The sequence below is a fragment of the Streptomyces sp. 840.1 genome (assembly GCF_003751445.1).
Taxonomy (GTDB): domain Bacteria; phylum Actinomycetota; class Actinomycetes; order Streptomycetales; family Streptomycetaceae; genus Streptomyces.
This window is the reverse complement of record NZ_RJUU01000002.1, coordinates 175,946-188,368: the sequence shown is the minus strand read 5'-3', so window position 1 is coordinate 188,368 and position 12,423 is coordinate 175,946. Positions and strand designations below refer to the sequence as shown.

Here is a 12,423-nt window from a genome sequence, read left to right as displayed (position 1 = left end):
GCAAGTCCGGTCGGGGTTATCGCAGGACTCGAACTGTCTTGGCGCAAAGTTGGCTCGCCGGGTTCGTGCGATGCCGCTCCGGAACTGTGAGACGTGCCACCAAAGAATTCTGACGTGTGGATTCTGTCGAAGGTCCCGGTCTCCGGGAACGTTTGAGCGTTACGGTTCCTTCATGGTGGATGGCAAGCATCTGTCGGCGACAGAGGCCTTGGGTTCGGCGACGAAGGCCCTGGATGTTCTAGTCCTGGCCTATGACCGGGGGGAAATCGGTGTTACCGAAACCGCCCGGGAACTCGGTATCTCACGTTCCACCGCACACCGCGTCCTGGTCACCCTGCAGCGCACGGGTTTCCTGCGTCACGATCCTGGCCAGCACGGATACTCGGCGGGGCCGCAGCTCGTACGCATGGGACTGGCCGCGATCGCCCAGTTGGACGTCCGGCGACAGGCGCGCAGACCCCTGGAGGAGCTCTCCGAGAAGCTGCAGGAGACGGTGTGCCTGTACTCCCTGGATGCGGCCGTCGTCCGACTACTCGACGGAGTCGAGTGCCGGCATGTCCTGCGCGTCAGCGTTCCGCTCGGACAGGAGTTCCCCGCCCACGTCACAGCGGCGGGCAAGGCCCTGCTCGCACTGCGCGACCCGGCAGATATACGCGCGACGCTCCCGGCCGCGCTCCCTGCCGCGGCGGCAGGAAGCATCACTGAGTGGCCGCTGCTTGAGGTGGAGTTGGAGGAAGTCAGAGTCCGGGGATGGGCGGCAGACCTCGAGGAAAGTGCACACGACCTGCACGGCGTCGGCGTGGCCATCCGCAATCGCATCGGGGAACCGCTCGCCGCGATCTCCGTGTACGCACCCGCCGTACGTCTGCGTGAACAGGACATGCCAGCGGTTGCCACAGCCCTGCAGGAGACCGCCACCACGATCGCCAGGGCAGAGTGACAGCGGGTGTCGAGGTGCCGGGACTCAAGGCCCTAACGTGATCCGCCCGTCCGGGATCCACCCCTCCAGGTATCCCGTCAACAGCACATCCACATCTGGCAGATCGCACCGTGTGCACAACTCCTGCCACTGCTCAGGCCCCGCCCAGCGTGTCGCTCCCCTCCACGACAGACGGTCCGGCGGATCACCAGCCGCAGCGAGACGAAAGATGAACACGTGCGCCTCTCGACGGCTCCAGCCTACGGGCACAGGCACCTGAGCCCAGCGGCATCCTTCTACGGTGCCCCCGCGGGCCGGCACCGCGCCGACTGCATCGCGGAGGACACGCACTGCCGCCTCACGGTAGGGCTCTGTGGCTCGGACGGATCCTGACGGGAGCGCCCATCGGGGAACAGCTCCAGGCAGGTCGTCTGCCACCAGGGCAAGCCGCCCGTCCGAGCTCAGCAACGCAACGAACACCACCCGCCGCATCCTGGGGGACGGCACCACGGCAGGGCGCCCCGAACTCTCGGCAGCGTCCAGGAAAACAGGCACGGTCCGATCCTGACATGCGGCCGCTTAACCGGCCACTCGTGTCCTGGATCGACGTGAGTTTCATCTCTGACCTCAATTCGGTGAATGTAATCCGCGCCTGGGCAGCCCACAGGCGGCACGGATACTGCGATGACCGCTGCCTGTGAATTGTGCGGTCGGCTTTCTTCTCCGGACGCTGGGCCTGCTGTCCCGCTGCACAGACGATTCCATTGCGGCGACTCTCTTGCAGAGACGAAACGAAGCCTCACTGTTCTGGAAAGGTCTGCTCGGGCGAGTAACGCCGGCTCGGATCGGCCTTGTGTCCCGGAATGCCGTTGAGGTGGTCAGGGGCGGCGAAGGTCGGTCAGGGAAGACACCACGAGCCGACGTGATCATGGGCAGGCGAGTAGGCCACGGCACGCGTGCGATCCAATCCTCGGTGGCGAACTTCGTTTGCACCAGTCCTCCGCGCGGGCCATCTCTTCCGCCGTGACTTCGGCCTGCGGCGGGGTGGAAGCCCATGAGCAGCCTCACCGAGGCGAACCTCAGAGCGCTGCTTCACTCGGCCCTTCGAGCGTGCAATCCCCGTCTCCGCTATCCGCCGCAGGCTATGGCGGCAGCCGTCGGCATGTTGACGAGAGGGATTGCCTCTGGGTGAAGCGTGGAATATTTCCGAAGGAGCTCTTGTGGGCTATCGAGACGATGGAAATGCGCCGCGCGGGATCTCTACTGTCTGGTCACGATCAGAACAGAAGCCTGCAACAGCGACCCCACCCACCAGATACCCCGATGAGAACTGCCCGGGTTCCGTGGAACCTGGGCAGTTCATGATGGGCCGGCAAGTCAAGGACGCTCGGGGCGGGGACGCGCGGCCGTCTTCTTCGAGGGCGCAGGCCGGGCTCGGCGGATAGCTGCGGCACCGATGACACGTTGGGCGAGTGCCCGCCACTCCGGTTCGTTCACGCCGTGCTCGTCGCTCGTCCAGACCAGGATGCCGTTGGGGCCACCACCGTCTTCTTCGGGGAGGACGCCCTGCTGCGCGTACCACTTCAGGCGCTGCTGCCACCTGGCGGCGTACTCGGGGTTGTCGAGCATGCCGAGGTGTTCCCAGTAGATGGGAGGCCCGGACAGCGGCGTGATAGTGAAGTCCGGCAGTACTGTGCGGCCATCGTTTCCCTTGAAGGGTTGCTCGTACACCCAGCCTCCAGGGGCGAGTTGTGCGAGGATGCCTGCGACGATGACTTCGTTCTTGCTTCGTACCATGACGCCGTTGACCGCTACGTGGACGAGCCGCGCGTCGACCCGTCCGCAATCGGCGCCGCTCGGTGTCATCACCGCGCGTGGGTCCGGTGTGTCGATGAGGTCGGTGAACCGGCGGGCGGTGTCGGATCCGGTGGCCCGTGTCAGTTCGATGAGGTCGTCGAGCGGCCCTTCATGGCAGAGGACCACTCTCTTGGTCTGGCGGGTGAGGGCGGTGTACAGCAGCTCCCGCGAGATGCTGCGGCCCGTCGCGGGCAGAACAACGATGACGGTGTCGAACTCGCTGCCCTGACTTTTGTGCACGGTAAGAGCCCACGCTAGCTCCAGGGGCACGTCGTCTTCGCCGCCGATGCGCCCGTACTTGTAACGCAATCCGAGCTGGGACGAGAATTCGACCTCTGTAATCCATGGCGGCCTCTTCATACGCGGGGTCTTTACCTGACCGGTGACCACGCCGAGTTCGCCGTTGGCGACATAGCCCTTCGCTGCCCGGCTCTCGGTCTGCGACCAAGCGGAGAGCGTGCCGTTGCGGGTATGGACGACCTTGTCGCCGAGCACGATCTGCTCCGCACCCAGCGGCTTGGGCACCTTGCGATCCCAGCCCTTCCTCAGCGCATTCTCGAGGGAGGCACCGCGGTAGTCCCGCTTGAGGTGGCGATTGAGTTCCACGGTCCCGTGTGCCGTCCCGCGAACAGGGCTGAGGATCTGCCAAGTGCCGCACTGAGCTGCGGCCTTGGAGAAGTCCGGGTACGTTCTGGCTCCGCGCTGCGTTCTTCCCGCCCCGTATGAGATCGCGAAGCTCAGGCCGTAGGCGTCGTCCACCACGCCGAACTCTTCTCTCAGCACGTCATCGACCACCTGCGCGGCTGTCCGGCCGTTCCAAGGAACTGCGCGGAGCGTGGGCATGTTCTCGCCTTGGCGGAGACGTTGCCAGATTTCGTCGCTGCCCGGCCCGCGCTCGTCACCGCTGTACCAGCGCGCCAGCATGAGGTCGTGGCGGACATCGCCCAGCTCGCGCTGTCGGCGCAGCACCGTGAGTTCGGCCCATCCCGGAGCGACGCGCGGCCATGAGGCGCTGGGGCTTTGCCGTGCTGAGCGTTCAAGGTCAACGAAAGGACGGCCCGCGCCGATGGGCGGTAGCTGGCGCGGATCACCGACCAGAATCAGGCGCTGTCGAGGTTCCAAGGCGTCGAGCAATGCGGCGAGCATGTCCTCCGTGAGCATCGAGGCCTCGTCGATGACTACTGTGCCGTACTGGCGCTCGCGGGGTAGGCGGCCCGTGATCACGTACCGGGCGGTGTCGCCTTCATAGCGGCCTGACTTGCTCAGGAACTGCGCGAGCGTCTGGGCCTGATGGCCGACCTTGTTCTGTAACTGGACCCGTGCCTTGCCCGTCGGAGCGAGTAGCAGCACTCCCTCCGACAGCACCTCCGGCCGTCGTACCAGTGCCTTGACCAGCATGGTCTTGCCTGTGCCCGCCGGACCGTTGAGCACGGTGAACCGGCTCTCGTACATCTCACGCAAGGCCGCGGCCTTCTCCTGCCGCGCCTGGGCCTCGTCGACGCGGTCGGCCTCAGCGATCTCACCTTGCTCGTCGAGCACGGAATCCAGGGTGGCCGCGAGATCCTTCGGCGCCGTATGCCGGGCCGCGGAGCGGAGCTGGTCGATGACCTCTCGAATTGCATGCTTGCGCCACAGCGCGGAACGCAGCTTGTAGGCCGCCGTACCATCGGCGACGTGCGTCCGGCACAACTGCGGCCAGTTGAAGTTCAAGTCGTCGTCCAGGTCCTCGGCACGCAACTGGTGAGCTGCCAAAACCGTTTGGCTGGGGCGCAATGGCCTGACGGAGCTCAGCCTCTCCAGACCCTCCAGCATCTCTTCAAGCGGCAGCAGAGTGTGCCCCTCTGCCTGGGCGCGCAGCAGCACTGTCGCCATTGCAGCTTCGAGGCGCCGCTTGTCGTCGGGATCCGTGAGCGGCTCCGAGATCGGCAGCGGATGCCGGTCCGTCAGCTGCAGGTCGGGGAAACAGCCCCGGTCCACGGCTTCGAAGCGGATCGGATCCGCGTCGTCCACCGTGCAGGTCACCAGGGTGTACGGGTCCGCGCGCAGCTCCTCCACGGACAATGGCATCGTGGTCTTCTGCTCACATACCAGGCGCACTTGGTCTGCAGTCAGGTCAAAGCGGGCCAACAGCCTCAGAGCCTGGCGTTGATCGTGTCCAAGCGCGGCCCATACCTTCTGGCGGGTGGGCGTGGCCAGCGCCATGACCGAGGCCGGACCGCCGCGTCCTTGCAGCGCCCGTTCCAGTACGGGCCAGGGGTCCTTCCTGTCGCTGACGGCAGACGTCACCTCCCGGGCCGCGAACGTGGGGTGAGTCACACCGAGGAGGCTCAGCACCGCGGGCAGACCAGGGGCGGTACCGCGGCGGAGCCAGGCATGGCGCAACTGCTCGTCGAGCCAGTCGAAGGACCGCTGCGGCAGCTCACAGCCCAGGTTGATGGCAGCTTCGGCGGCACGCTTGAGTTCCATCAGCGAGGCGACTGCTGTGTCTGACGGCACGTGCTCGGTTCCGTACGAGAACTCCCAGCACGTCTCCGGGGCCTGCGCCAGGGCGCGCGAGACATCAGTACCATCAGCGGCGATCTGCGCCAGGGCTTGCATCGGCAGCAGGATGCCTCCATTGCCGTCCGACCGCAGCGTGTGCCGTACCACCGTCTCCCACATGTGATTGGGGAACGGGGTGGGACCCTCAGCCGGCCACCGGCCGGGCGGCGTGACCGAGGCGACCAACGCGGCACCGACGAGGATTCGACGAGGATGGTCCTCGAACGGAGCGTGCTTGAGATAGAAGAAGACCAGCGACTGCCCCTCGACGACGTCCTGGAAGAACGTGTCGATGACGGCCTTCTGGTTGTCCCCGTGAAGGACCCACGGAGGTTCGAAGCCCAGCGCGGAGATCGCATGCTCCTCCGCCTCCGAGCTGTAGCCGTCCACCGGCTGCTGCTCCATGACACCGTCCAGAAGCATCGCCCGGTTGAGCCAGCGAAACGGGATGCCGTGGACAGACCACGCGGGCAACGGAACGGACGCACCCTTGAGCGTCTTGAGGGCATGGTTGTAGGGGTGGGACGTCCGCAGCACATGATCTCTGCTGCTCAGAAACCCGCCCCGCTCACCGGCACACGCGGGCAAGCTGTCCGGCAACGCGCTGAAGGCCTGGCCCGCATACTCGACCTCCAGCTCGTCCTTTCGCCGCCGCCCGATGTTCTCCAGTAGCACGCACGACGCATTGCCTAGTGGATCGGCGCAGATTCGGCCCTCCCAGCCTGTGTCGTGCCAAGGCACCCGGACCGAAAGATGCTGCACGTGTACCACTGGGATCCCCTCCACCACTTCCAGTACTCGCTCGTCACCTTACGGTGAAGCACTGACACCCCACCGAGGCAAGCAACGATTCCCAATGTGCCACGTGACCGGGCCGGCGCACATCTGCCCAAGAGACGTGGGTGAGGTGGTGGCAGGAGAGCTGGTCATTTGGCTTCAGGCGTTGCGTAAACTGCTCGAAATTAGTCCAAGCCCGGTGTCTGGTTCCGCCCCCAGGGTCACCCCAAAACCCAGATCTAGAGTCTCCGTAAAACCCGGAAGCGGTCTAGGCCAACCCGAGGGCTGTGCTTACGACTCAGTCTCGGCGTAGAGGACAATCTGGGTAGCCAGAACAGCGACCGCCAAGGTCTCCAGAACGGAGACAGCGACTGGCAGGAACCCTCCAGTTCCGTAAATCCAGAAGGCGACGAGGACTGCCAGTGGAACCGCGCCGAAGGCAGTGAGGTCGACAGCACACTGGATGATCTTGCGTTGCCTCCGACGGCCGTCGCACCGGTGGGTTGTTTCCCATCCGAAGGGGCTCTCTTGTTGGCCAGCGAGTTCACCCAGGCGGGGCCCAAGGTTGCTTCGGACGTAGCGGCCAATCGCGCTGATCTTCTGATCGTTCGCCAGGTAAGTCCATCCGAGGATGGAGGTGGCGGCAGGTAGTGCCAGCAGCATGGCGGCTTGGTTCGTCTGGGCCGCGCCAATCAGCACTGTCACCATCACAGCCAGCGTGACGTAGAGCAGATTGTCCCGAAACCCTATTCGAGTCTTCTGTTCCTCCTTCACTCGGTCGTACTCGGCCAGGAGTAGCTTGCCGACGGTGATGTCCTCGGTCGTTGCCACGTCTGTTTCCCCGTTGCTGGGAGTGAAGATGCCGACCGCCAACTCTGTGTCGGTCGACGGGCGATGAAAGGGAGGCGACAACTATCTCGACGGGGCAGCACTTGGCCCGCCCGACCGAGACCGGGCTGTCAGTGGGCAGCGGTACGCTCGGGAGACGTTGCAGCCGCGGAGGGAAAGTCCTTTGCTCACAGGTGAGTTCGGACCTGCTGGTCCGATCATTGTACTGACGGCGATCGGTCTGGAGTACGAGGCCGTGCGCGCGCATCTCGTCGATCCGCGCAGGGTGATCCATGAAGGGACGTGGTTCGAAGCCGGAGAGGTGACGGGCTCGGGTCACCAGGTTGTCCTCGCGGAGGTGGGGCCGGGGAACCGAGCGACAGCGGCGTTCGCTGAGCGGGCCAGGGCCCGTTTCGCACCTCGGGCGATCATCTTCGTCGGGGTAGCTGGCAGCCTGAAGCCGGATGTCAGGCTCGGTGATGTCGTGGTCGCGGACAAGATCTACGCCTACGACGGATCGAAGCAGGCGTCCGACGCGGAGTTCGCCCGTCCAGCGGCCTGGGAGCCTTCGCACGGCCTGCTGCAGGCCGCGAAGCACAGCCTGCGCGGAACGGCGTGGACGGAGAGGGTGCGTGCGGGCGCGTTTCAGCCTGACCGGTTGCCTGAGGTCCACGTCAAACCCGTCGCCGCCGGTGAGACCGTCCTGAACTCAATGAACTCCCCACTGCGGGAGCGCCTCACCAACGTCTTTAACGACGCAGTGGCGGTTGAGATGGAGAGCGCGGGGCTGGCGACAGCAGCCGTTCTCGGCAAGGTCGACGTGTTGACGATCCGGGGCATCAGCGACTGCGCGGACGGCGCCAAGGCGTCCGCCGATGCCCGCGGTAGCCAGCAGATCGCAGCCGCACATGCCGCAGCGGCTGCCATGGCTGTCATCGCCGCTCTACCAGGCGACGACGATATAAGCGGCGCCACAGGGCAGGAACCCGGGCCCGCCGATGATGCGCCTGCGCTTGCGCAGGGCCCGAGGCAGGTCAACAGGGCGGATCGAAAAGGGGTGGTCAACGCCGTCCAGAACGGCAACCAGACCATCAATTACGGACCCCAGGTAACTGATCGGTGAGCGAGGACGACGAGCCAGCAGAGGACCCGCAGCCCAAGCCATCGCTCCCCCTCTACGAGCAACCAATGGCGCAGACCAACCATGCCGATGCCGGCGGTACCGTCAACGCCGTCCAAAACGGCAACCAGTACTTTCTTGGGCCTGACGGGAAGCTGCTCTTCGCCCAGTGGGAGAGAAGTCTGCGGCGCAGCCCGGGAACGTTGGGCATCGGGCCCGGCCAGGTGCTGGCGATCGACCGAGCGGCTGCGCTTGCCTGCCTGAGCGGCACGCTCGGCTGCGATCGTCCCCATCAGGTTGTGGTCGTCCGTGGAGAGCCGGGTGTCGGCAAGACTGCCATGGTCCTACGGTCTATCGACGAGCTGCGTGACCGTTCCATGTGGGTGTTAGCGGCTGCCGTCCGGGCGATGGCTCCATACGCGGGCGGTCTGGAGGCACTGGTTCGTGCGGCGGTGGGCCATGGCGGCGCACCGGGGGCGTCCGCTCCGCCCGGGATCCTGGTTCTGGACGGTGCCGAGGCCGCGCAGGAGGGGTTCGAGGACCTCATCGCGGAGGCCGTTGGCGCGGCGATGACTGCCGGATTGGTACCTGTGCTGGTCAGCCGCGACGACGCGGTGGACACGCTGCGCGGACTGCTCGATCGAGCTGGCTGCACAGATGTCGGCGAGGTCACCGTGCCCCCTTTGGATGATCGTGAGATTACCGAAATCCTCACCTCTGTACCGCAGTTGGCAAGGATTGCCGACGGCGGCCGTTCACGTTGGCTGCTGCGCCGGATCGCGCTTGTCGACCTTCTGCTCCGTTCCGCTAAGCGGGGTACCGAGCTGCCCTTGCTCCTGGCGAGCGAAGCCGACGTCTATACGCATGTCTGGCTCGCCTTCGTCCTGAATAGTGGTCGGGCTGTCGGCGGGGTGGCGTCCGAGGACCGTGGGCAAGCGCTGCTCTCGCTGGCCGAGGGCCGGCTGACGGGTCGCCGCGGGTCGTCCGTCCTCGGCGCGGCACTGGCTTCGCTGCGCTCGGACGGCATTCTCGCGCCCCTCGACGAGGCGTCGGTGACCTCAAACGAGGAACACGCCTTCGCCCACGACGTGCTGAGGGACTTCGCCACTGCCAGACGTCTGTTGCTGGATGACGGCCTTCCTCTACTGGATGCCGACGGCCCTCGGTGGGCCGTTCGCGCTGGCCGCATCTACTGTCAGGTCAGACTGCGGTCCGGCCCGGATACACCCAGCGCTTTCAGCACCCGCTGGAACCGGACACACCGGCAGTTCGTGCAACTCGCGGCGTTGCACGGAATACGCTGGGAAGAGGTCCCTTGGGAGGCGGTGCTGTCCGCCGGCTGGTGCGCAGACGCCCTCGCCGCCCTGACCGGACAGCTCACCCGCGAGCCGGACCTGCTGAGCGGGCTCCTGCGGTGCACCATGCTGCGCTTCGGTGACGGCGGGGCCTGTGACCCTCTCGTCGCGGCCCCGGTCGTCGAGTGGCTCGCACGGCACACGAAGATCTTCTCCCACCGCGAGGACCACCCCGGTGACGCGGTCGTCCTCGCGTGGCTGCGCGGCGTATCCCAGCAGGAGGCCCTCGGGCTGGACGTGGAGCATCAGCGACCGGTACGGATCCTGGTGCGCGAGGCCATGCTCCGGGAGGCCCCCGAGTATCCCTCGGCCTCGTTCGTCGAGGCGCTGGCACTGCTCGGCAGCGACCGCAGCGGTGCCGCAGGCGACGTGCTGAAGGACCTGGCCCGCAGGCGCCCGCGCTGCCTCATGCCGGCGGTGGACCGTACCGAGGCTGGTAGGTGCCTCGCGGCCACCGACCCCCCTCTGCTGGTGGAGTTGGCCGCAGCCTACTATCTGCCACCTTGCGATCGGCGGCGTGGGCACGGTGCTAGGCGGTGGCGATGGCGTATGGGGGAGCACGAGTTCCTGGGCGGCGTTCTTCAGCGCCAGGCCCAGTGGTGGCGCGGGCCGTTTTTCTCACTCCTCCAGGCAGATCCCCCGAGTGGGTTGAGTTTGATCGAGGTCATCGTCAAGGGCACCGTCGAGCTTTGCGGTGACAGGGGTCGGTTCCTGGACGAGGGTGAGGACGGGGACGACGGTGGAAGCACGGGAGGGCCTGGCCTGACGGGCGACTTCCTGGGCACTGGTCTGCGCAACTACGCCGGCGATACGGAAGCCTGGTCCTGGTACCGGGGTGTCTTGAATGGTCCCCAGCCGTGCATCAGCGCGCTCATGGCTCTGGACCGCTGGTTGGAGCCGGAACTCGTTCGACCGGGCATTGCCTCGGTGCGCGAGGCCGCCGGGCTGGTACTGACCCGCGTGGGAACGGTCGCCGGTCTCGGTCTCGTGCATGGCATGCTCCTTCGCCATTTGGACGAAGTCACAGATGAGCTGGACAGCTTCCTGTCCCTGCCACTCGTCTGGGAGCTTGAGTACAGCCGTTTCGTCAGCGACAGCATGTTCCGCAGAGGCGACGAACTGACCGGCAGTGAATGGTTGAAGCGCTCGCCGACCCAGATCGCGATGTCCCTCGTTGTCGAAGCCGTGCACCGGGAAGACCGGAAGGCTGTCGCGCGGCTGAGAGCCGTGGCCGATCGCTTGCGCGTAGCAGCACCGGACGGCATCAACGGCCTGGAAATCAGATCCTGGGCCGATCACCTCGACTGGGAGTGCTTCACCCTGGCACGGCACGGCAACCAGGTGGCTGTCGAGGTCCGGCCGTCCGAGGACATCCAGCGGGAGCTGGACAGCCGCCGGACTCGGGCGGGCCGCACCTCGAAACAGTATGAGCTGCTCAACCGGTATGGGCTTCGACGGACTATGCCGCATCGCGTCAGTGATCCGGTTCTCACCGACCCCGGCTTGCTGGTCCTCGATCTCCGGGCGGCGCGTGAGCTCCGCGAGAGTCTGGCGGACGACGGCGCCCAGATGACCGACGGGCTGTACGCGGTCGCAGCGGCTGCCGTGCACATGGCAGCGGTCGGCAATGCGCCGTGTGCTGAGGACCTGCGCTGGTCGGTGGATCTGCTGGTTGCTGCTGTCCAGGAGCCGGTAGACCTCTCGTGCAGCCCGGATGCCACACATCCCTGGTCAGGGAGCCGTCTGGCAGCCCTCGCGTTGCCGCGCGTGCTTGTACCCGCGATTGCCTCGTCGGCACCGCCGCTTCTGGACGCTGACCGCACCATGCGCGTCCACGCAGCGGTGGTGCACGCCGCGGCCCATCCCGTCCACGAGGTACGCGAGTACGCTGTCGAGGGATTGCGGCCGCTTTGGTCGGTGTCATGTTCGACGGGCGATATCGGCTGTCATCACGTGTTCGCCTGGAGCGCCGTAGAAGCCTTCGTCGGCCTGGTACTGGTTGACGGAGGCAGCCGATCTGGCCTCTGGGGGATCGACTCGTCCTCGGATGTGCTCGCCATAGCACTGGACCGCCTGGGCGGGGAGGAGACGACTCCGGCCTTCCTAGAGACCACCGTGCCCGCGATCCTGGAAGCCGCTCGGGTGCAGCATTGCCGTACGGCCCAGGCCCTGGCACTGCGGGGACCCCTGCTGGACGCCTATACGCGAGCAGCTTCCGCCTGGGGCAACGAACCGCATACGGAAAAGCACGCGGCGCTGGCGGTATCCCTCTTGCGCGCCGCCGACACGGAGCCCGCCGTGCTGCACGGGTTCGCCGATCGGCTCGCCGGCTCTCCATCGGCACTCAGCCACCTGCTGAGGGGCCTGAAGACCGCCGCGACCTATGAGAGAGAGCTCGTGCGGCCCCTCACCGCCAACTGGCCCTATCTCATGGAATCGGCCCTGACTCAGCCCGTACCTGTTCACGCGGACAGAGATGACGACGGCTTCGCGCGGCACGACTACGAGTCGCTGATGGGAGAGCTCATACCCAACCCCGTGCCGTCGATGATGGATCAGGACATCGACGGCACCCTGCGAGAGGCCCGCAGTCGGTGGCTTCCACTACCGCCCTTGGCCGAAATGGTCGACAACTGGACCACCTCGGCCGGTGAGGGGTGGTTCGCGGTCGACAACCTCATTGGGTTCCTCAAGGCGCAGCCTGTCCACGAGCAGGTCGATCCTGGCCTGCGGTGGGTACGGCAGCTGTGTGTCAACAGCGCCGGGAAGATCGACTCCGCCGGACTCTCCCTGGCCGAATGGCTACAGGACCTGCACCCCGAGGTGACCGCTTGCGCCCGGCCGCACTTCCGGGCGGTGGTGGACGGTCTCGCCCTTGCCCAGCATCCCAGCGCCTCTGCGCTGCAACGACTGGACGAATGAGATTTGCCAAGGCCCCAGACATGTATGGCTACTGCGGTCTCGCATGCCGGGCCCCTGCGCACGCCGGGTGCAGGGGGCAAAGGCGTCCTGCGAGCCCGTGCTTC

The 12,423-nt window shown here is 66.2% G+C and carries 6 protein-coding genes; 3 read left to right on the top strand and 3 right to left on the bottom strand.

What is annotated here, in order from left to right; all coding sequences use genetic code 11:
- Positions 1-172: 172 nt before the first annotated feature.
- Positions 173-940: an IclR family transcriptional regulator gene (locus tag EDD93_RS27100; protein ID WP_071330616.1), complete on the top strand. Its 768-nt coding sequence runs from the start codon at positions 173-175 to the stop codon at positions 938-940.
- Positions 941-964: 24 nt separating this feature from the next.
- Here EDD93_RS27100 and EDD93_RS40845 read toward each other — a convergent pair whose 3' ends face one another.
- The 3 genes from EDD93_RS40845 to EDD93_RS27090 form a co-directional block, all read right to left on the bottom strand.
- Entirely contained in the window at positions 965-1,411 is a 447-nt protein-coding gene (locus EDD93_RS40845; RefSeq protein WP_398905844.1) for an NUDIX domain-containing protein, read from the bottom strand.
- Between the two features lie 885 nt (positions 1,412-2,296).
- Positions 2,297-6,079: an AAA family ATPase gene (locus EDD93_RS27095; protein ID WP_260255965.1), complete on the bottom strand. Its 3,783-nt coding sequence runs from the start codon at positions 6,077-6,079 to the stop codon at positions 2,297-2,299.
- A gap of 306 nt (positions 6,080-6,385) precedes the next feature.
- Entirely contained in the window at positions 6,386-6,925 is a 540-nt protein-coding gene (locus EDD93_RS27090; protein ID WP_123528125.1) for a hypothetical protein, read from the bottom strand.
- A 181-nt stretch (positions 6,926-7,106) separates the two neighbouring features.
- On the opposite strand from EDD93_RS27090, the gene EDD93_RS27085 reads away from it, so the two are divergent.
- Positions 7,107-8,045, top strand: coding sequence for a 5'-methylthioadenosine/S-adenosylhomocysteine nucleosidase (locus tag EDD93_RS27085; RefSeq protein WP_185092539.1), 939 nt, complete (start codon positions 7,107-7,109; stop codon positions 8,043-8,045).
- Complete coding sequence (locus tag EDD93_RS27080) at positions 8,042-12,319, top strand: hypothetical protein (protein ID WP_123528123.1); 4,278 nt, start codon at positions 8,042-8,044, stop codon at positions 12,317-12,319. Before EDD93_RS27085 ends, EDD93_RS27080 begins: the two co-directional genes overlap by 4 nt.
- Positions 12,320-12,423: the final 104 nt, after the last annotated feature.

Coding starts and splice junctions, on each gene's coding strand:
- EDD93_RS27100 (WP_071330616.1), top strand. CDS start 173: ATGGTGGATGGCAAGCATCTGTCGGCGACAGAGGCCTTGGGTTCGGCG.
- EDD93_RS40845 (WP_398905844.1), bottom strand. CDS start 1,411: ATGCGGCGGGTGGTGTTCGTTGCGTTGCTGAGCTCGGACGGGCGGCTT.